General features: G+C 71.7%; 20 protein-coding genes and 1 tRNA gene. 12 read left to right on the forward strand and 9 right to left on the reverse strand.

The genetic code is table 11. The annotated features are described in order from the left end of the window. Positions 1–225: 225 nt before the first annotated feature. The 6 genes from ispD (at position 226) to IE264_RS21135 (ending at position 6,657) form a co-directional block, all read left to right on the forward strand. Positions 226–993, forward strand: a complete 768-nt coding sequence (gene ispD, locus IE264_RS21110) for a 2-C-methyl-D-erythritol 4-phosphate cytidylyltransferase (protein WP_032758793.1) — start codon at positions 226–228, stop codon at positions 991–993. After that, complete coding sequence (ispF, locus tag IE264_RS21115) at positions 983–1,498, forward strand: 2-C-methyl-D-erythritol 2,4-cyclodiphosphate synthase (protein WP_032758794.1); 516 nt, start codon at positions 983–985, stop codon at positions 1,496–1,498. The genes ispD and ispF overlap by 11 nt, the downstream gene beginning before the upstream one ends. Positions 1,499–1,821: 323 nt before the next feature. Continuing rightward, a complete protein-coding gene (locus IE264_RS21120) occupies positions 1,822–2,226 on the forward strand; it encodes a PPOX class F420-dependent oxidoreductase (RefSeq protein WP_015610298.1) in 405 nt (134 codons plus the stop codon). A 154-nt stretch (positions 2,227–2,380) separates the two neighbouring features. Continuing rightward, the gene (gene cysS, locus IE264_RS21125) at positions 2,381–3,781 is read left to right on the forward strand and encodes a cysteine--tRNA ligase (RefSeq protein WP_015610299.1); all 1,401 of its coding nucleotides are present in this window, start codon (positions 2,381–2,383) and stop codon (positions 3,779–3,781) included. Positions 3,782–3,880: 99 nt separating this feature from the next. Further along, positions 3,881–4,837 (forward strand): 23S rRNA (guanosine(2251)-2'-O)-methyltransferase RlmB, encoded by a 957-nt coding sequence (rlmB, locus tag IE264_RS21130; RefSeq protein WP_015610300.1) that lies wholly within the window; start codon positions 3,881–3,883, stop codon positions 4,835–4,837. Positions 4,838–5,019: 182 nt separating this feature from the next. Then, on the forward strand, positions 5,020–6,657 hold the full coding sequence (locus IE264_RS21135; protein WP_229887669.1) for a DoxX family membrane protein: 1,638 nt from the start codon (positions 5,020–5,022) through the stop codon (positions 6,655–6,657). Between the two features lie 82 nt (positions 6,658–6,739). Here the strand turns inward: IE264_RS21135 and IE264_RS21140 are convergent, their stop codons facing one another. From IE264_RS21140 to IE264_RS21155, 4 genes are all read right to left on the reverse strand, one after another. Next, complete coding sequence (locus tag IE264_RS21140) at positions 6,740–7,456, reverse strand: nucleotidyltransferase family protein (RefSeq protein WP_015610302.1); 717 nt, start codon at positions 7,454–7,456, stop codon at positions 6,740–6,742. A 59-nt stretch (positions 7,457–7,515) separates the two neighbouring features. Beyond that, positions 7,516–7,929 carry a hypothetical protein gene (locus tag IE264_RS21145; protein WP_015610303.1) on the reverse strand — a complete coding sequence of 138 codons (414 nt, stop codon included), beginning with the start codon at positions 7,927–7,929 and terminating at the stop codon, positions 7,516–7,518. Between the two features lie 231 nt (positions 7,930–8,160). After that, on the reverse strand, positions 8,161–9,297 hold the full coding sequence (locus IE264_RS21150; RefSeq protein WP_015610304.1) for an ABC transporter ATP-binding protein: 1,137 nt from the start codon (positions 9,295–9,297) through the stop codon (positions 8,161–8,163). Positions 9,298–9,630: 333 nt separating this feature from the next. Next, on the reverse strand, positions 9,631–11,037 hold the full coding sequence (locus IE264_RS21155) for an RNA-guided endonuclease InsQ/TnpB family protein (RefSeq protein ID WP_032758796.1): 1,407 nt from the start codon (positions 11,035–11,037) through the stop codon (positions 9,631–9,633). Between the two features lie 152 nt (positions 11,038–11,189). Between IE264_RS21155 and IE264_RS21160 the strand changes: the two genes are divergently transcribed. Next, positions 11,190–11,265: transfer RNA gene (locus IE264_RS21160), tRNA-Thr, on the forward strand. 76 nt (positions 11,266–11,341) lie between these two features. Here IE264_RS21160 and IE264_RS21165 read toward each other — a convergent pair. Next, complete coding sequence (locus IE264_RS21165; RefSeq protein WP_032758797.1) at positions 11,342–11,677, reverse strand: hypothetical protein; 336 nt, start codon at positions 11,675–11,677, stop codon at positions 11,342–11,344. Beyond that, positions 11,670–12,305: a TetR/AcrR family transcriptional regulator gene (locus IE264_RS21170; protein ID WP_032758799.1), complete on the reverse strand. Its 636-nt coding sequence runs from the start codon at positions 12,303–12,305 to the stop codon at positions 11,670–11,672. Before IE264_RS21170 ends, IE264_RS21165 begins: the two co-directional genes overlap by 8 nt. Positions 12,306–12,400: 95 nt before the next feature. Between IE264_RS21170 and IE264_RS21175 the strand changes: the two genes are divergently transcribed. Beyond that, on the forward strand, positions 12,401–12,826 hold the full coding sequence (locus tag IE264_RS21175; protein WP_032758800.1) for a nuclear transport factor 2 family protein: 426 nt from the start codon (positions 12,401–12,403) through the stop codon (positions 12,824–12,826). A gap of 14 nt (positions 12,827–12,840) precedes the next feature. Next, complete coding sequence (locus IE264_RS21180) at positions 12,841–13,716, forward strand: NmrA family NAD(P)-binding protein (protein WP_032758874.1); 876 nt, start codon at positions 12,841–12,843, stop codon at positions 13,714–13,716. A gap of 3 nt (positions 13,717–13,719) precedes the next feature. Here IE264_RS21180 and IE264_RS21185 read toward each other — a convergent pair whose 3' ends face one another. Then, positions 13,720–15,198 carry an MFS transporter gene (locus IE264_RS21185; protein ID WP_015610309.1) on the reverse strand — a complete coding sequence of 493 codons (1,479 nt, stop codon included), beginning with the start codon at positions 15,196–15,198 and terminating at the stop codon, positions 13,720–13,722. 176 nt (positions 15,199–15,374) lie between these two features. On the opposite strand from IE264_RS21185, the gene IE264_RS21190 reads away from it, so the two are divergent. Both IE264_RS21190 and IE264_RS21195 read left to right on the forward strand, forming a co-directional pair. Continuing rightward, a complete protein-coding gene (locus tag IE264_RS21190; protein ID WP_031124619.1) occupies positions 15,375–15,821 on the forward strand; it encodes a MarR family winged helix-turn-helix transcriptional regulator in 447 nt (148 codons plus the stop codon). 136 nt (positions 15,822–15,957) lie between these two features. Beyond that, positions 15,958–16,758, forward strand: coding sequence for a class E sortase (locus IE264_RS21195; RefSeq protein ID WP_032758802.1), 801 nt, complete (start codon positions 15,958–15,960; stop codon positions 16,756–16,758). Positions 16,759–16,765: 7 nt separating this feature from the next. On the opposite strand, the gene IE264_RS21200 is transcribed toward IE264_RS21195, so the two are convergent. After that, positions 16,766–18,166 (reverse strand): NAD(P)/FAD-dependent oxidoreductase, encoded by a 1,401-nt coding sequence (locus tag IE264_RS21200; protein ID WP_032758803.1) that lies wholly within the window; start codon positions 18,164–18,166, stop codon positions 16,766–16,768. Positions 18,167–18,274: 108 nt separating this feature from the next. Continuing rightward, positions 18,275–18,979 (reverse strand): rhomboid-like protein, encoded by a 705-nt coding sequence (locus IE264_RS21205; protein ID WP_032758804.1) that lies wholly within the window; start codon positions 18,977–18,979, stop codon positions 18,275–18,277. Between the two features lie 34 nt (positions 18,980–19,013). Here IE264_RS21205 and IE264_RS21210 point away from each other — a divergent pair, with 34 nt between their 5' ends. After that, positions 19,014–19,979, forward strand: coding sequence for an aminoglycoside phosphotransferase family protein (locus IE264_RS21210; RefSeq protein ID WP_032758806.1), 966 nt, complete (start codon positions 19,014–19,016; stop codon positions 19,977–19,979). Positions 19,980–20,009: the final 30 nt, after the last annotated feature.

Below are 20,009 nucleotides of genomic sequence, written 5' to 3' on the forward strand. Positions count from 1 at the left end.
CCGTACCGTTGATCGCCGCCGTGACATCCGCTCGACCGGGTGTCACGGAAGGGGCCCGGTTCAAGTCAGGGCGTCACGCCCGGCTTGCTGGGCCCCTACCCATGTCGCCCGTGGAAACAAACCTGCCGGATCGACCTGCTGGACCGACCCGCCGGATCGATCCGCCGAACCTTCGGACCTTCCCTCTCGGATCCTCGGACCCCTCGGACCTTCGGAGTGCAATCGATGTCATCGACGCCACCCCCGCCCGACCGGCCACGCCCCCTCCGTACCGCCGCGGTGATCCCCGCGGCCGGCCGGGGCATACGGCTCGGACCGGGCGCGCCCAAGGCCCTCCGGGTGCTCGGCGGCACACCCATGCTCATCCACGCGGTCCGCGCCATGGCGGCCTCCCGGGCCGTCTCCCTCGTCGTGGTGGTCGCCCCGCCGGACGGCGCGCCCGAGGTGAAGCACCTTCTCGACGAGCACGCCCTGCCCGAGCGCACCGACTACCTGGTCGTGCCCGGCGGAGACACCCGGCAGGAGTCCGTGGGCCTCGGCCTCGACGCGCTGCCCGAGGACGTCTCCGTCGTCCTGGTCCACGACGCGGCCCGGCCCCTGGTGCCGGTCGACACGGTGGACGCGGTCGTCGAGGCCGTACGGAACGGGGCGCCCGCCGTCGTCCCCGCCCTGCCGCTCGCCGACACCGTCAAGGAGGTCGAGCCCGCAGCGGTGGCCGGGGAGCCGGAGCCGGTGCTCTCCACCCCCGTACGGGCCAGGCTGCGCGCGGTGCAGACCCCGCAGGGCTTCGACCGGGACACGCTGGTGCGGGCCCACGCCGAGGTCGCGCTCGACGGCGAGGGCGCCACGGACGACGCGGGCATGGTCGAACGCCTCGGGAAGCCGGTCGTCGTCGTCCCCGGACACGAAGAGGCGTTCAAGGTCACCCGGCCGCTCGACCTGGTGCTGGCCGAAGCGGTACTCGCCCGCAGGAGGGCCAACGATGGCTTCTGAGAACCCCGCAGGGGCGCCCGGCACCCCCGTCATCCCGCTCGTCGGGATCGGCACCGACATCCACGCCTTCGAGGAGGGCCGCGAGCTGTGGTGCGCGGGCCTGAAGTGGGAGGGCGAGGGCCCCGGCCTGGCCGGCCACTCCGACGCCGACGTCGTCGCGCACGCCGCCTGCAACGCCCTCTTCTCCGCCGCCGGCCTCGGCGACCTCGGCCAGCACTTCGGCACCGGCCGCCCCGAGTGGTCCGGCGCCGCCGGCGTGACCCTGCTCACCGAGGCCGCCCGGATCGTCCGCGCCGAGGGGTACGAGATCGGGAACGTCGCCGTCCAGGTCGTCGGCGTACGCCCGAAGATCGGCAAGCGGCGCGACGAGGCGCAGAAGGTGCTCGCCGCCGCCGTGGGCGCACCGGTCTCGCTCTCCGCGGCCACCTCCGACGGGCTCGGCTTCACCGGGCGCGGCGAGGGGATCGCGGGAATCGCGACGGCGCTGGTCTACCGCGCCCGCTGACGGGCACGTCGGTCACCCTCGTGCCGGGCGCTCCCCTGCTCTCCGCCGCCGTACGGGTCGACCCCATCACCCGTACGGCTCAACGCGCCCCGAGATCCTCCGGCGGACGGTCGGCACCGCCACCCGCCACCCGCCACCCGTCAACCGCCATCCACCACCCGTCACGCGGCACCGGCCCCCCACCGCCGACCGGTGCCGCCCCCGCGTTCACCCTTCCGGCGGGACGCGGCGAGAAGTACGGGTGACGCGGGAAGCAACTGAGGGAGCGTGGGGTTGGGGGGTAGGACAACTGGACCACACCGGCCACCAGGAGGACGTACGCCATGACCGCCGAACTCTCCACCGAGCTCAAGAACCTGCTCGACACCCCGGTCTTCGTCAACATCGCCACCATCCAGCCGGACGGCAGCCCACAGGTTTCCCCGGTGTGGGTGACGCGCGACGGTGACGACGTGCTGATCTCCACCACCGTCGGCCGCCGCAAGGAGACGAACCTCCGCCGCGACCCGCGCGTCACCGTCGTCGTCCAGCCCGCCGACAACCCGTACGCCTACGCCGAGATCCGCGGCCAGGCGGAGCTGACGACCGAGGGCGGCCAGGAGCTCATCGACGAGCTGTCGCTGAAGTACACCGGCAAGCCGTACGCGGAGTTCAACCCGAACTCCGGCCAGGACGACCCCCGGGTCGTGGTCCGGATCACCCCGCGCAAGGTCGTCGGACGCATCTGAGAGCCCAAGGGAGCCTCAGAGGGCCTCAGGGAGCCCCGAAAACGCCGGACCCGGCCCCCGCCGGGGCCGCCCGGACCAGGCCGGTATCAGAAAGTTGCCCCCGCGATCGCCCAAGGGTCGCGGGGCACTGGTGTCGGCCTACTACCCTTGAGGCGTGACTATTCGCCTGCACGACACCAGCGCCCGGCAGATCCGTGACTTCGTCCCGCTCACAGCGGGCTGTGTCTCGATCTACCTCTGTGGCGCTACCGTCCAGGCCGCACCGCACATCGGGCACATCCGTTCCGGACTGAACTTCGACATCATGCGCCGCTGGTTCACCTACCGCGGCTACGACGTGACGTTCATCCGGAACGTCACCGACATCGACGACAAGATCATCAAGAAGTCCGCCGAGCAGGGCCGCCCCTGGTGGTCGATCGGTTACGAGAACGAGCGCGCGTTCAACGACGGCTACGACGCGCTGGGCTGCCTGCCGCCCACCTACGAGCCCCGTGCCACCGGCCACATCACCGAGATGATCGAGATGATGCGCGGCCTCATCGAGCGCGGCCACGCCTACGAGGCCGACGGCAACGTCTACTTCGACGTCCGGTCCCTCCCCAGCTACCTGGAGCTCTCCAACCAGGAGCTGGACGACCTGCGGCAGCCCTCCGGCGAGGGCGAGACCGGCAAGCGCGACCAGCGGGACTTCGCCATGTGGAAGGCGGCCAAGCCCGGCGAGCCGAGCTGGGAGACCCCGTGGGGCCGCGGCCGGCCCGGCTGGCACCTGGAGTGCTCCGCGATGGCCCACAAGTACCTGGGCTCCGCCTTCGACATCCACGGCGGCGGCATCGACCTGATCTTCCCGCACCACGAGAACGAGATCGCCCAGGCCAAGGCGTTCGGCGACTCGTTCGCGAACTACTGGGTGCACAACGGCTGGGTCACCATGGCCGGCGAGAAGATGTCGAAGTCGCTCGGCAACTCCGTCCTCGTCAGCGAGATGGTCAAGCAGTGGCGCCCCATCGTCCTGCGCTACTACCTGGGCACCCCGCACTACCGGTCGATGATCGAGTACAGCGAGGAGTCCCTGCGCGAGGCCGAGTCCGCGTTCGCGCGGATCGAGGGGTTCGTCCAGCGCGTCACCGAGAAGGCCGGGGAGACCGTCGCACCCGCCGCCGAGGTGCCGCCCGCCTTCGCCGAGGCGATGGACGAGGACCTCGGTGTGCCGCAGGCCCTCGCGATCGTCCACACCACCGTCCGCCAGGGCAACAGCGCGCTCGCCGCCGACGACAAGGAAGCCGCCGTCGCCCGCCTCGCCGAGGTCCGGGCCATGCTCGGCGTCCTCGGACTCGACCCGCTCGACGAGCACTGGGCGGGCGAGGGGGACCGCGGCGAGGACCTCCACGGCGTCGTCGACACCCTCGTACGCCTCGTCCTCGACCAGCGGCAGTCGGCCCGCGCCCGCAAGGACTGGGCCGCCGCCGACGCCATCCGCGACCAGCTCAACCAGTCCGGACTCGTCATCGAGGACAGCGCCAATGGTCCCCGGTGGACGCTCGGACCGCGCTGAGCCGCACCCTCCGAACAGCGCAGTTGTGCCGCCCGGCGCTCCGGGCGGCACACTTGCCTTATACGTACGCACGTCTGAAAGCAACGAAACAGGTAGGTCATGGCCGGGAACAGCCAGCGCAGGAACCGCCGCACGTCCAACAAGAAGGGCATGCAGGTCGGCAGCGGTGGTCAGCGACGCCGTGGTCTCGAAGGCAAGGGACCCACGCCGCCCGCCTCCGCCCGCAAGGGACACAAGAAGAACCGGATCGCCGGCGCCCAGGCCAAGCAGGCCGCCGCCCGCCGTCCCGCGCCCCGGCGCGGCGGTGTGAAGGGCACCTCCGAGATGGTCGTGGGCCGCAACCCGGTCTACGAGGCCCTGCGGGACGGTGTGCCCGCCGTCACCCTGTACGTCCAGCAGTACATCGACAACGACGAGCGCGTCCGTGACGCGCTCAAGCTCGCGGGCGATCGCGGCAACATCAACCTGATGGAGGCCCCGCGCCCCGAGCTGGACCGGATGACGAACGGCCTGAACCACCAGGGCCTCGTCCTCCAGGTCCCGCCGTACGAGTACGCGCACCCGGAGGACCTCACCGCCGCCGCGTACGACAACAACGAGGACCCGCTGATCGTCGCGCTCGACGGCGTGACGGACCCGCGCAACCTCGGTGCGATCGTCCGCTCGGTCTCCGCGTTCGGCGGCCACGGCGTGGTCGTGCCCGAGCGCCGCGCGGCCGGCATGACCGCCGGTGCGTGGAAGTCCTCGGCCGGTACGGCGGCTCGTACGCCGGTCTCCCGGGTCACCAACCTCACCCGCGCGCTGGAGGGCTACCAGAAGGCGGGCCTCACGGTCGTCGGCCTCGCCGCCGACGGCGAGCACACGGTGGAGGACCTCCAGGAGCTGGCCGGCCCCGTCGTCATCGTCATCGGCAGCGAGGGCAAGGGCCTCGGCCGCCTCGTCGGCGAGACCTGCGACTACCGGGTCCGGATCTCCATGCCGGGCGGCGCCGAGTCGCTCAACGCCGGTGTCGCGGCAGGCATCGTGCTCTACGAGGTGGCGCGCCGCCGCGGATAGCCGCACCGGACCGGTACGGCGTTCGCGCGCCGACAACCTCGGTAACGGGCTCGCCCGCCCACCGAGTTGACGCGCGAACGCCGAACAGGGTTCCAGGATGCCCGAGTTTGGCCGGATCTTGACGGGTCTCGGACACATCGGGCCTGTCAAGGCAGTGTCCTAAACACCCATCACTCGGTTAGATGAGTGTGGACACCAGAACGCCTCGGTTCGACGAGCAACCCGCCCTGAGCATGACCAAGGTGGACAGCGACCCCGCGCAGGTCATCGTCAACCACGCCAGCTTCCGGGTGCAGCTCGCCCCGGGCCAGCGCGCACGGCTGCGCGGTGCCCCCGCGGACACGGCCCGCATCCCCGCCATGAGCGGTGCCGGCGGCGGTCGCAGGCGGGCACCGGTCGTCTGGAGCGGCAGATCGGCCCCGGGCGACCCCGGCGCCACCGGCCTCCTCCAGGCCGTACGCAACTCCACCGCCGGCCACCTCGACACCGCGCTCACCGCCGGTGCCGCGGACGGCCACGCGGCGGGCGCGACCCAGGTCATCCCGCTCCTGGAGGAGACGCAGCCCAACCCCGTACTGACCGCCCCGCAGCAGACCGGACGCACCGGACCCCTCCTGCCGCCCATGCGCCAGGCCGTCGGCGCGTACGACTCCGTGGACGACGAACCGGACACCCCCGGCTCCGGCGACCGCGACGGCGACGGCTACGAGGAGAGCTCCGAGGCCCGCGCCAGGCGCCACGGCAACGACCCCGTACGGCACGCCTATTACCCCGGCCACCGGATGAACCTCGGCGTCGTCCTGCTCCCCATGCGGGTCCTCCTCGGCTTCATCTCCATCTACGCCGGCATGGGCAAGCTCTGCGACCCCGTCTACTTCGACGGCGGCGAACGCGGCTCCATGGTCAAGTGGCTGACCTCGCTGCACCCCTGGGCGCTCGCCGAACCCCTCCGCGACTTCGCCCTCTCCCACCCGGTCGGCGCGGGACTCTCCGTCGCCTTCCTCCAGGTCGTCGTCGGCGTCCTCACCGTCCTCGGCCTCTGGCAGCGCGTCGCCGCCTCCGTCGGCGCCCTGCTCTCCGCCGCCCTCCTGGTGACCGTCAGCTGGCGCACGGTCGCCGTGTACGACGCCCCCGACATCATCCTGCTGGCGGCCTGGAGCCCCCTGATCATCGCGGGCGCCCCCGTCTACTCCGTCGACGGTCGGCTCGCCGGAGAAGCCTGGCGCAGGCTCGGGCCCCGCTCCGAGATCTGGGACCTGCGCCGCCGCGTCCTGCGCCGCGGCTCCGTCGTCGCCAGCGTCGTCATCGGCCTCACCCTGCTCATCGGCTCCATCCTCGGCGGCGCCGTCCGTTCGGCCGAGGTCGTCACCGTCCCCGGCCGCAACGACTACCCGACCAACCGCCTCCCCGGCCAGCCGCTCCCCCAGGAGTCCACCGGCGAACGCCAGGCCTCCCGCACCCCCCAGGAGCAGGAGCGCCGCCCTGAGCCCACCCGCTCCGGCGCCGCCACCACCCCCGCCGACGGCGGCCAGGCCACCCCTGGCGCGACCCGTGACTCCGGCGGCGGACAGAGCACCGGCACCGGCGCCCAGCCCAGCCAGACCCAGGGCACCGGCCAGGAACCCCCGCAGCAGACCACCCCCCAGCAGCCCCCCGCCGCCACCAGCGCCGGACCCACCTCCTCCGGCTCCACCGGCGGGGACGGCTCCACCGGCGGCGGCTCGGAGCCGGAAGCCCCGCCCGCCTCGGGCGGCGGCGAAGGCTCCACATCGGGCGGCTCCTCCGGCGGCCGCAACCCGATCGGCGGCCTCCTCGGCTGACCCCCGGAACGGACACGAAGGGGCGGCCCCCACCCGGCTTCGGGTGGGGGCCGCCCCTTGCGGCATGTCCTGCGGTGGGTTGTCAGCCCGCCTGGGCGCCCAGCTCACGCGCCGCCTCGGTCAGGTCCTTCGCGGTGTCGATCGCCCGCCAGTACGCCCCGTGGGGCAGCGGATACCCGGCCAGCCGGCGCTCCCGGGCCAGCCGGGGGAACGTGGTCCGCTCATGGTCGCCCCGATCCGGCAGCATCTCCGTGAAGGCGGGGGAGAACACGTACACCCCCGCATTGATCAGATACGGCGAGGGCGGCGACTCGATGAAGTCCGTGATGTGCCCGAACGCGTCCGTCTCCACCGCGCCCCACGGAATCCGGGGCCGGGCGAGGGCCAGGGTGGCGGTGGCATCGCGTTCGGCGTGGAACGCGGCCATCTCGCGCAACGAGAAACGCGTCCAGATGTCGCCGTTGGTGGCGTACCAGGGCTGCTCCGGATCGGGCAGCCGCTGCGCCGCGTACTTCAGCCCGCCACCGCGGCCCAGCGGCTCCGTCTCCACCACGGTCGTGACCCGCAGCGGCAGCACGGCGGAGTCCAGCCACTCCTGGAGCACCTCGGCGAGATGCCCGCAGGAGACCACGGCGTCGGTGACGCCCTCGGCGGCCAGCCAGGAAAGCTGATGGCCGATGATCGGGGTCCCGGTACCCGGGATCTCGACCATCGGCTTCGGGCGGTCATCGGTGTACGGCCGCAGCCGTGACCCCTGGCCACCGGCGAGGATCACGGCCTGCGTCGGATACGTATGCATGGCAGGCACGATATGCGGTGCCTGTGGCCGCCCACCGAAATCCGTACGGTTCGGGCGGCTCAGCTGAACTGAGCGACCCCCGAGGCGAACGACGTGTCGCAGACGGGACGGGAGAAGCGCTGCGCGCGCGTCGGGCCGTACTGCTCAACGGCGGCCTTGCCGAGCGCCCTGGCGATCGACATGCAGTGCCGGGCCAGCGAGGGGCGCTGCTCGACGGCACGCTGGAGGCCCGTGAGCGCGGTGCCCGGGTCCTTCTCCTGCAGTTCGACAAGCAGCTTGTCGCGCAGGATGTCCTGTGCGGCGCGGGGCTTCGCGGGCTTGGACACGGTCTCCGAGGAGGCGGCCAGCAGCGTGGAGTCATTGTCCGTTGCCGCCCACGGAACGCTGGTGACCGCGAGGGTCCCGGAGAGCACCATGACGACGGGCAGGACGAGGGCGAAGGATCGGCCGATGCGCCGAGCGGTGTGGGTCACGCAGCGAGCGTAGCGGTCGGTGATGGCTTGACGACATTTCGTCACTCTCGCGGGGGATGGTTCGACGCGTCCTTTCGAATGCCAGGTTGACGCGACGGGGGGAAATGCCCTGTGTGCCGGGGTATTTGACGCCGTCCCGCACCGAAACCCAAACCCGCCACCGGCCACGCAAACGGCCCCGTGCCCCCTCGAAAGGGGACGCGGGGCCGTTTGCGTGCCTACGTGACGGCGTCAGTTGGTGAGACGCTCGCCGGTCGAGGTCGCGAAGACGTGCAGCTCGTCCGGGCGCGGGACGACGTGCAGCTCCGTGCCCTTCTCCGGCACGGAACGGCCGCCGACGCGGACGACGAGGTCCTGGTGCTTGCCGGCGACCTGCGCGGCACCGTAGACGAAGCCGTCGGCGCCGAGCTCCTCCACGACGTTCACGGAGACGGCGAGACCGGCCGGCTCGTCCGAGGAGTCCTTGGACAGGGACTTCGCGGCGGCACCGCCGTGCTCGACGATGTCGAAGTGCTCGGGGCGGATGCCGACCGTGACGGTGGTGTCACCGCGGTCCGCGGCGGCGGTAAGCGCCTCGCGGGAGACCGGGACGACGCTGTTGCCGAACTTCACGCCACCGTCGGTGATCGGGACCTCGACGAGGTTCATCGCGGGGGAGCCGATGAAGCCGGCGACGAAGAGGTTCGCCGGGCGGTCGTACATGTTGCGCGGCGAGTCGACCTGCTGGAGCAGCCCGTCTTTCAGCACCGCGACCCGGTCGCCCATGGTGAGGGCCTCGACCTGGTCGTGGGTGACGTAGACGGTGGTGATGCCGAGGCGGCGCTGCAGCGAGGCGATCTGCGTACGGGTGGAGACACGGAGCTTGGCGTCGAGGTTCGACAGCGGCTCGTCCATGAGGAAGACCTGCGGCTCCCGCACGATGGCCCGGCCCATCGCCACACGCTGACGCTGACCACCGGAGAGCGCCTTCGGCTTCCGGTCCAGGTAGTCGGTGAGGTCCAGCATCTTGGCGGCCTCTTCGACCTTCGCCCGGATCTCGGTCTTGTTGATACCGGCGATCTTCAGCGCGAAGCCCATGTTGTCCGCGACGGACATGTGCGGGTACAGGGCGTAGTTCTGGAACACCATGGCGATGTCCCGGTCCTTCGGCGGCAGGTGCGTGACATCGCGGTCACCGATACGGATCGCGCCGCCGTTGACGTCCTCAAGACCCGCGAGCATGCGCAGGGAGGTCGACTTGCCACAACCGGAAGGACCGACGAGGACGAGGAACTCACCGTCCGCGATGTCGATCTCGAGCTGGTCCACAGCCGGCTTCGTGGAGCCGGGGTAGACGCGGGACGCCTTGTCGAACGTGACACTGGCCATGATGAATCTTCTCCTCCACCGGCAGGAACGTGCCGGACGATCCGAGTAGGGAGTGGTCTGGTCCACAGACGCGAACCTGCCGTGACGCTACCTGGCGTTCATGTGTCCTGTCAGTACCTCCTGGGTCACGAAAATGCCCCGCGAACGGGGAGGGGACGCCAGAGCGACGTACTTTTGACCCGGCCCCCTCTGGGGAACCTTCCTGCTTCAGCGTCCGCTGCCGACTGGACGCCACCCTGAAGGTGCCCCCCGCCGGTCTCACACGGACTCCACAGGCATCACGGCCGACGGCCCGTCGGTCCGGCACACCTTCTTTACGGCTCCCTGATCCGACTACGCCGTCAACGCCACGCCCGGCATCTCGGACGCCCTGATCACTGACGGCATGGCCCGTCCTGGTGGCAGCGCCGATGCCACCAGCTCGTACATGCGCACCCCCTCATCCCGCAGATTCCGCGCCGCGTTCACATCGCGGTCGTGCACCGCACCACACCCGCCGCACGACCAGCCGCGTACGGCCAGATCAAGCTTCGGGCCCGCCGCCCCGCACGCTGAACAACGCCGTGTCGAAGGAAAGAAGCGGTCCACTATGACCAGCGTCCGGCCGTACCACGCGCACTTGTACAGCAACTGCTTCAGCAACTCGCCCCACGAGGCATCCAGAATCGAGCGGTTCAGCCCCGCCTTTCGCCGACGGCCCTTCCCTTTCGGCGACCGTACGAGAGAGGCGATGGACAGGTCCTCCACCACGAGCACTTGGTTCTCGCGCACGAGGCGGGTGGTGAGCTGGTCCAACGCGTCCCTGCGGACATCACCGATCAGGGCGTACAGCCTGGCGATCTCCTGTCGTGCCTTCTCCCTGTTCCTCGATCCCCTCTCCTTGCGGTGCAGGTTTCGCTGAAGATCGGCGAGCCTCGCCCCGTACTTCTTCAGCAGCCGGGGATGGTCCACCTTCTCCCCGTCGTCCAGCGTGACCAGCGCCGCCAGCCCGAGATCCAGACCTACCGCCTTCGGCGTACCGCTGCCGAGCAGGAACACCGGTGGCAGCGGGTCGATCCGCTCCCCCACCAGCACCGAGACGAAGAAGCGCCCCGCCCTGTCACGGCTCACGGTCAGCTTCACGGGCCGCGTCCCCGCCGGGAGGGGTCGGGACCACCGGATCCGCAGCGGCCCGGACTGCTTGGCCAGGGCGATCAGTCCCGTCCCTGGCTGCTCCGGGTCCTCCACCCAGCGGAAGCCCGTGCGGACATAGGTCGCTGAGTCATGGGAGCGGCTCTTCTTCTTGCGTCTGGGGTGCTTGGTCGTTCCGTTGAAGAACTGCCCAAAGGCCGCATCGAGATGCCGGAGGGCCTGCTGCAGAACGGTCGAGGACACCTCCTGCAGCCATCGCGTCCCTTCGGCGTTCCGCCAGCCCGTGAGAGCCCGGCAGGACTCGGCGAACCCGATTGACACCCGGTGCTCACGCCACGCCTTGTCCCGTAGGGCAAGGCCCTCGTTGTAGGTCCAACGGCATGCGCCGAAGGTCTTGATCAGCTGCTCGGCCTGGGAAGGGGAGGGGTAGCAGCGGTATCGGTAGGCGCGCCGGCGATTGCCGGCTTCCGGTGCCCGCCGCTGCATGGGTACGGCCACCCGCCGCTGATGCTTGATGCGGTCGGGAACGCCCAGCACCTCGCGCTTGACGCGCCTGGCCTCCGCGCCGGTGACGCGGACCCGGTCGTCTTCCCCTGAGGCCTCGACCACGACCCCTCCCCCATCTGATATTCGGATGGCACTCCAGTGCGTTCAACGAACAGGTGAGTGGGAGGTCACCGCCGTCCGATATGCCTGTCCGTGGAGGAGCGGGGCTGTGTAGAGTTGTGGCGTCTCGATGCGCTTCTTCAGCGTGCGTCGTTGCCTCCTTAGCTCAGTCCGGCCCAGAGCGGCTGTCTTGTAAACAGCAGGTCGTCGGTTCGAATCCGACAGGAGGCTCAGCGGGAAGCCCAGGTCAGAGCTCTTCTGACCTGGGCTTTCTTGTTGTGTTCGGCCTGGGGGAGGGCGTGAGGGCTCAGGGCGTGCCGAGGGTGCCGAGCGTCAGCTCGACCTCTTCGTCTGTGGCGGTGCATGCGCGGACGGTCCAGGTGCGGGCGTCGATGGGTGTGCCCGCGCCGGTCGTGTGCGCCGGGACTGTGAGTACGGAGCCCGTCGGGGCGGCCGTGTGGAGTTCGGCGTCTGTGGCTGCGCCGTCGGAGAAGCGCAGGTAGATGTCGATCGGCTGCGGGGCGGCTGCGAAGGCGGTGGGGTCGGGCAGGCCCTGGAGGCGGCAGCGGGCGCCGGGGAACAGGTGGGTGTGGCTGCAGAGCGCGACGTACGTGGGGGCGTTGTCCGGGTGGTGTTCAGTCACCGCGCACCGCCGGGCCCAGTACGCGGGCTGTGAACTCCGCGAGTTGCGCACGTAGTTGCTCGCGGGGCACGCCTTCTGTGCCGGCCAGGTGTTCCACCAGGTCCGCGCGGGTCGCGGCCAGGAGGGCGTGGGCGGTGAAGTCGGGGGTGGGGAGGTCCGGGATCCGGGCCAGGGCGGTGCGCAGGGTGGTGTGCCAGTGCGCGTAGTGGTCCGCGGCGTACGGGCTGCCGTTGCCGGTGCCCTCCAGGGCCAGGGAGAGGTGGCGGTTGTCGAGCTTGAAGCGCAGGAGCGCGTCGAGGAGGGCGGGGACGCGTTCGTGCGGGGGTGTGGTGGGGCCCAGTGGGGGTGGGCCTTCCTCGGCTGCCTGGCGGATCGGGGCCAGCCGGGTCTCGTGCAGGGCGCGGATCAGGCCGGTGCGGTCGCCGAAGCCGCGGAAGAGGGTGGCCTTGCCGACGCCTGCGGCCGCCGCGATGTCCGCCATGGTGACCGTTCCCGGGCTCCCGTGCTCGGCGAAGAGCCGGTCGGCTGCCGCCAGTACCGCCTCCCGGTTGCGGGCCGCGTCCGCGCGAGCCTTCGGTGCGGAGGGAGTTGGGGGCGTGGAGGGGGTGGGAGGTGTGGGGTCGGGCATCGGCGGGGCCTCCGGTTGCAAAGCGGACCGCTGGTCCGTATCGTCGGTCGAGTTAAGCGGACCGCTGGTCCGTATCGTACGGGACGGAGCACCCCATGACCGCACGCACCGCGCCGGAGGACCTGTACCGCCAGGGCCTGCGGCTGCTGCTGGACAAGGACATCCCCGGTTGGGTCGACCTCTGGGACGAGAACGGGGTCTTCGAGTTCCCCTTCGCGCCGGAGGGCCGGCCGCGGCGGCTGGAGGGCAAGGACGCCGTGGCCGCGTACATGCGGGGCTACCCCGACCACATCGACCTGCACGACTTCCCCTACGTCGAGATCCACCGCACCGATGCGCCGGGGACGGTCGTCGTCGAGATGCGTGGCGTGGGACGGGTCGTGGAGACCGGTGCTCCTTTTGATATGTCCTACATCGCCGTCGTCACCTTTGAGCGCGGGCTCATCGTCCGGTATCGCGACTACTGGAATCCCCTTGCCGTGGCGGGGTTCTCCGAGGGTTTTGCCGGGAGTGGGCGATGAGCCGGGAGCGGTCGATGAGTGCTGTGACCGGTGCCGCCCTTGTCGTCGGGGGCACCGGGACCACCGGCCGTCGTGTTGTCGCCGGGCTTCTCGGCGCCGGGGTGCGGGTTCGGGCCGCCAGTCGGCGGGCGACGGCTGTGGCAGGGGCGGAAGCGGTGCGGTTCGACTGGGACGACCCCACCTCGTACGACGGTGTCCTGGGGGGTGGGGTGGACCGGGTCTATCTCATTCCGCCGCCCGGCACCTCCGACCCGGCTGCCGTCATGCTGCCGTTCCTGCGGCGCGCCCGTGCCTCGGGGGTGCGGCGTGCGGTGTTGCTCAGCTCGTCCGCGATTCCGGCCGGGGGGCCCGCCGTGGGGCAGGTGCATGCCGCGCTGCCGGGAATCTTCGACGAGTGGGCGGTCCTGCGGCCCTCCTGGTTCATGCAGAACTTCACCGGTGACCACCTCCACGCCCGGACCGTCCGCGCCGACGGGGTCATCCGCACGGCCGCCGGTGAGGGGCGGGTCGGGTTCATCGACGCGGAGGACATCGCCGCCGTCGCCGTACGCGCCCTCCTCGACGGCCGCGCCCCGAACACCGATCTGGTCATCACCGGGCCGCAGGCGCTGAGTTACGGGGACATCGCCGCCGTACTGACCGAGGTCACCGGGCGTACGGTCGTCCATCAGCGGCTCACCCGCGAGGAGATGGTCCAGCGGCTGGCCGCCGAGATGCCCGCCGCGTTCGCCTCGATGCTGGCCGACATGGACCTTGCCATCGCGGGGGGTGTGGAGGACCGGACCACCGGCACCGTCGAGCGGATCACCGGCCGCCCGCCTCGCGACTTCCGCGCGGTGGCGGTGCGTGAGGCGGGCGGCGGGGGTGGGGGTGTGTGGGTACGCGGGTGAGGGTCAGGCCTTGGCCGCCGGTGCCGCCTCCGGTGCTGCTTCCGGTGCCGGTGAGGAAGCCGCGGGCGGCTGAAGCGGCGCCTTCGTCGTCCGTACGGGGATGAGCGCGGCGACCACCGCCGCTGCCAGGCCCACCCCGCAGCCGATCAGCATCGCGACGCGGAAGCCGTTCTCGGAGGCCAGGGGGAAGCCGCCGAAGTCGGTCGTCATCCGGGCCAGGACCACGCCGATCACGGCCGCCGCGAACGACGTGCCGATCGAGCGCATCAGGGCGTTGAAGCTGTTCGCCGAGGCGGTCTCCGACTGGGGCACCGCGCTCATGATGAGGGCGGGCATGGCGCCGTAGGCGAAGCCGACGCCCGAGTTGCAGACGAGGGTGACGATCAGCAGGCTCCACGGGGAGCCGGAGCCGATCAGGGGGACGGAGAGGCCGTAGCCGGCGGCGATGAGGAGGCTGCCGACGGCCAGCGTGACCTTGGGGCCCTTGGCGGCGGAGAGCTTGGCGCCGACCGGGGACATCACCATCATCATCAGCCCGGCCGGGGCCATCCACAGGCCCATCGCGAGCATCGACTGGCCGAGGCCGTAGCCGGTGGCCTCGGGGATCTGGAGCAGCTGGGGGACGACGAGGGACTGGGCGTACATCGCGAAGCCGACCAGGACCGAGGCCGTGTTCGTCATCAGGACCTGCGGGCGGGCCGTCACCCGCAGGTCGACCAGGGGGTCGCGCAGGCGCAGTTCCCACCAGCCCCAGGCGGGCAGGAGGACGAGCGCGGCGGCGAACAGGGCGAGCGTCGTGGGGCTGCCCCAGCCCCAGTCGGCGCCCTTGGAGACGGCGAGCAGCAGGGCGATCAGGGCGCTGCCGAGGCCGATGGCGCCGGGCAGGTCGAAGCGACCGCTCTCCCCGGCGGGGCGGTCGGCCGGGACCAGGGTGCGGATCAGCGCGCCGACCGCGAGGGCCAGTGCGGCGACGACCCAGAACAGCACCCGCCAGCTGGTGTTCTCCGCGATCGCGGCCGCGAAGGGCAGGCCCAGGGCGCCGCCCACGCCCATCGACGCGCTCATGATCGCGATGGACGGGCCCAGCTTCTCGGCCGGGACGACATCGCGCAGCAGGCTGATGCCGAGCGGCACCACGCCCATGCCCAGGCCCTGGAGGCCGCGTCCGGCGATCATCGGGACCACCGAGGACGACAGGGCGCAGACCACCGAGCCGAGGACCAGCGGGACGAGCGAGACGAGCAGCATGCGCCGCTTGCCGTACATGTCGCCGAGCCGTCCGGCCACGGGCGTGGACACCGCGGCGGCCAGCAGGGTGGCCGTGATGACCCATGAGGCGTTGGAGGCGGAGGTGTCGAACAGCGTCGGCAGCTGGGCGATCAGCGGCACCACCAGCGTCTGCGTGAGTGCCGCCACGATGCCGGCGAAGGCGAGGATGCCGACCACGCCTCCCGGGCGGGCTGCGGGTGGTGAACTCTCCACGGGGGTACTCCCTCTCGCCCTTCCGGGCCTGTTGGTGCGTTCGTCTTCAGGTATGCAAGATACATGGGATATGTACGATGCACAGCTTATGTAGCATGCATATCTATCGTGATATACCTGGTCATGAGCTCGCACTCCCCGTGGCGGTGCGAGCCGGAGCCGAAGGAAGCGGACGCGTGGACATGCCCCTCGACCGGATCGAACGCGAGACCATGCTGCTCGGCCGGTACATGCACCTGCTCACCCCGCGCGTGGAGTGGCGGCTCGACCGCAGCGCCTACATCCTCCTCAGCCGGATCGAGGTCGAGGGCCCCATGTCCATCGGCCAGCTCGGCGAGGCCTTCGGGCTGGACGCCTCCACCCTCAACCGGCAGACCGCCGCGATGCTCCGCGCCGGGGTCGTCGAGCGCATCCCGGACCCCGACGGGGGCATCGCCCGCAAGTTCGCCATCACCGACGAGGGCGCGCGGCGGCTCGACAGCGACCGGACCCGGAACCTGGCGGGCCTGGCGAAGGTCATGGCCGACTGGACGCCCGAGGAGGCGGAGCAGCTCGCGACCTCGCTCAGCCGTCTCAACCTCTCCATCGAGCGTCTCGACGGGCGGCCCTGGCCCCGCGACTGAGGCCCCCTCCGCGTTCCCCGGAGATCCGCGCCCGCCCGCATGCGGATCGCCAGGGCGGTGGTGTACTGGGAGGGATGGCCGATCGAACGTGCGGCCCGTCCCCTTCCGGCCGGGCCGGTTACCGATGGGGATGCCCATGCGCCTCCGCCGCCTCCGCCTTCGTACCGCTCCGAAGGCTCTGGCCTGCGCCGGTGCCGTCGTTCTGATGGCGGCCGTCGGGTGCGCCTCCCCAGGGGTGGCCGAGGACCGGGAGGCGGGCGCGGAGACCGGTGTGGTCGCCGACGACAAGGCCCCGGCCCCTTCCCTGCCGCGTACGACCCCGGCCCCTCCCCTCCCGGGTACGGCCCCGGCTACGGCCACCGCCACTGCTCCCGGCGCCGACACCGCCGCGGCCCTCGTCCCCGCCGACCGCACCGATCCCCGGACCGAGACCGCCGTCCTGGCCATCCCCGCCATCGGGGTCGCGGACCTGGACGTCGTGCCGTACGAGGGGACGACGGATGACCCGCCCGGCAGCCGGATCCAGGACCGGGGCGTCGCTTCCAGTCCGTACGGTGAGGAGGGCGGGGTCGGGCCGGGAGAAGTCGGCAACTACCTCGTCACCGCACACCGGTTGAGCGCCGGAGGCGTGCTGCGTGAGCTGCCGGATCTCGGCAAGGGCGATTCCGTCTACGTGACGGAGGGCGGCACCCGCTACACGTACGAGATCACCGGGACCCGGCAGACCTCCTTCCGCAGCGAGCGCTCCCTCGCCGAGCAGCGGGCCGAGGTGCCGGGCCGGCCCGGGGCGGAGCCGACCCGGGCGATGATCACGATCTCCACCTGCGCGACCCCCGAGGACGACGCGGCCGGGAACTTCTGGCGGGACTCCCTCGGCAATCCCGAGCACCGGATCGACAAGGTGGGTGTGCTGGTGTCGGAGCGCCCCGCGCCGTAGTCCGGCCTCAGTGGCGGCCCGCTATGCGGTCCGCCGCCTTCGCGATGGGGTCGGTGCCGGGGCGGGGTGAGGTCGTCTCGCGGCGGTCGGCGGCGCGGTAGGCGGCGTACAGGCCGTGGACGCCGAGCCAGCGGAAGGGTTCCGGCTCCCAGCGGCGGACCTTGTGATTGACCCAGGGGAGTGTCGTGAGGTCCGTCGGGCCCGCCTGGCCGGAGTCCTGCTGGATCAGGTCGCGCAGGGTGCGGGCGGCGAGGTTGGCGGTGGCGACGCCGGAGCCGACGTACCCGCCCGCCCAGCCGAGCCCCGTGGAGCGGTCCAGGGTGACGGTGGCGCACCAGTCGCGGGGGACGCCGAGGACGCCGGACCAGGCGTGGTCGATGCGGACGCCCGCCGTGGTGGGGAAGAGGCGGACCAGCAGGTCGCGCAGGGCCTCGATGGTGGCGGGCTGGGTGCGGCCGTCGTTGTCGGTGGCGGAGCCGTAGCGGTAGGGGTAGCCGCGGCCGCCGATCGCGATGCGGTCGTCGGCGGTGCGCTGGGCGTAGAGGTAGGCGTGGGCCATGTCGCCGAGGGTCTCGCGGCCCTCCCAGCCGATGGTGTCCCAGATGCGGGCGGGCAGCGGTTCGGTGGCGATCATGGAGGAGTTCATCGGGAGCCAGGTCCGCTTGAGCCCCTTGAGGCCGGCCGTGAAGCCCTCCGTGCAGCGCAGGATGTACGGGGCGCGGACCGTGCCGTACGGGGTGACGGCGTGCTTCGGCTTGATCTCGGTGACCGGGGTCGACTCGTGGATGGTGACGCCGAGCGCCTCCACGGCGTCCGCGAGGCCCTTGACCAGCTTGGCCGGGTGCAGCCGGGCGCCGTGCGGGGTCCAGGTGGAGCCGACGGCGCCGGTGACATGGACGCGCTCGGCGGTCTCGCGGGCGCCGCGCAGGACCCGGTCGGTCTCGCCGAACGCGGTCTCGACGCTGTGGAAGTCCCGGAGCCTGGCCAGCTGCGCCGGGGTGTGGGCGACCTCCAGGACGCCGCCCTGGTGGATGTCGGCCTCGATCTTCTCCTCGGCGGCGGCCCGGACGACCTCGCCGACCGTCTCGTTCATCGCCTTCTGGAGCCGTACGGCGGCGTCGTGGCCGTGCAGCTTGGCGTACCGCTCGCGGCCCGCGATGCCGTTGTACAGCCAGCCGCCGTTACGGCCGGAGGCCCCGTAACCGCAGAACTTGGCCTCCAGCACGGTGATGTTGAGGAAGGGGACGGCCTTCTTCAGGTAGTACGCCGTCCAGAGTCCGGTGTAACCGCCGCCGACGATGCAGACGTCGGCGCTCGCGTCGCCGGGCAGGGGTTCGCGCGGGGTGGGGGTGCCCTCCTGCGCGTACCAGAACGATATGCCGCCGTTGACGGTACTGACGGTGCTCATGATGCCCCTGGTGTCCCTGTCCGGTGTGCCGGTGTGGCAGTGCGCCGGTGTTTCGGTGTGTCGGTGCCCCGTGCCCGGTGTGATGCCGAGCGTATGTGTGGCGGGACGTTACTGCGCGGCGGGGTGTTCCGTCTCCTGTGCCTTCCGTCGGCTGCGGGCGAGCGGGTAGCAGGCCAGGCCGGTCAGGACGGCGGTGAAGTGGCCCACGTCGGTGAAGGTGCGGCCGTCGGCGACCAGGGGGATGCCGTAGAAGACGAGGACGGCGAAGACGTACGCGTACCGCCAGAGGCGCGGGACGCGGTAGGTGAGGACGGCGATCACCCCGGCCAGCGCGTAACTCACCCCGACGTCCAGCGTGTTCGCGGCCGACTGCGGGGCGTGGTCCTGCCGGATGGCCCAGGCGAGCACCCCCTCGCTGACCAGGGTGGCCACCACGTGCGCGGTGACGGCGACCGCGAGCCAGCGCAGCGTGCCGAGCCAGTGTTCGGCGGTGGCGTGGAAGACGGTGAACAGGACGGCGTACGGGAGCCAGCGGCCGCCGTCGATCCACAGGGCGCTGGTGATCAGGACGCGGACGGGGTTCTGCGACAGCTCGTGGAGGTTGGTGGAGCGGTCCCGCAGGAACTCCTCCTCGAAGCCGGGGGACATCCGGTGCAGGACGACGGTGGTGACGAAGAGGACCGCCAGCCAGACGTACGTGCCGGGGGCGGTGGCGATCCAGTGGCGTACGGCGGTGCTGCGGGTGCGGTGGTGGTCGTCGGTGCGTGTGCTGCCGTTGCCGTCGGCGCTGGGGCCCGGCTGTTCTCGGGGCATGGTCCGATTGACGCACGCCCCTAGGATCCTTGGCGTGATTGACATCCCGGACGAACTGATCGCCACTCAGTACGCATACAACGGGGCGGCCGGGCGGGCCTTCGTCGCCGCGCTGCCCGGCCTCGCCGGCCGGTTCCTGGAGGAGTGGGGGCTGCGGCGGGACGGGGCCGCGATGTACGGCATGTGCGCGCTGGTCCTGCCGGTGGTGCGGGAGGCGGACGGGGTGCCGGCCGCGCTGAAGCTCCAGTTGGTGGACGAGGAGACGGTGGGTGAGCCGGTCGCCCTGCGGGCGTGGGGTGCGGCGGGGGCCGGGGCGGTGGGGGTGCTCGGCCATGACCCGGGGACCGGGGCGCTGCTGCTGGAACGGCTCGATGAGGGGCGGCCGTTGTCGGGGGTTGCTGGGGGCGGGGGTGTTCCTGGTGGGAGCCGTCTCGTGGGGGAGGTGGCCGACGCCCGGCGCGCGGTGACGGTGCTCGGTGAGGTGCTGGCCCGGCTGGCGGCGGTGCCCGCGCCGGAGGGGCTGCGCACGCTGGGCGATGCGGTGGAGCGGATGCTGGCGGCGGCTCCGGAAGCGGTGGGACGGCTGGCGGACGAGGAGGAACGGCGGCTGCTCGCGCACTGCGCGGCGGCGGTGCGGGAGGTGGCGGGTGAGCCGGGGGACCGGTTGCTCCACTGGGACCTGCACTACGACAACATCCTGGCGGGGCGGGCCGACGCGGGGCGGGCGGGGGAGTGGGTGGCGCTCGACCCCAAGCCCCTGGCGGGGGACCCGGGGTTCGAGCTGTTCCCGGCGCTGGACAACCTGTTCGACGCCGGGGAGGTGGTGTGGCGGTTCGACGCGCTGACCGAGGCGCTGGGCATGGAGCGGGACCGGGGGCGGGCGCGGGCCTGGACGCTGGGGCGGGTGCTCCAGAACGCGGTGTGGGCCGTCGGGGACGGGGAGCGGGAACTGGCCCCGGACCATGCGGAGATCGCGCGGCGGTTGCTGGGGGTGCGGTGAGCCCGGTCATGCCCCCTGCGACCGGGGCGC

The organism is Streptomyces microflavus, from assembly GCF_014650075.1.
Taxonomy (GTDB): Bacteria; Actinomycetota; Actinomycetes; order Streptomycetales; family Streptomycetaceae; genus Streptomyces; species Streptomyces microflavus.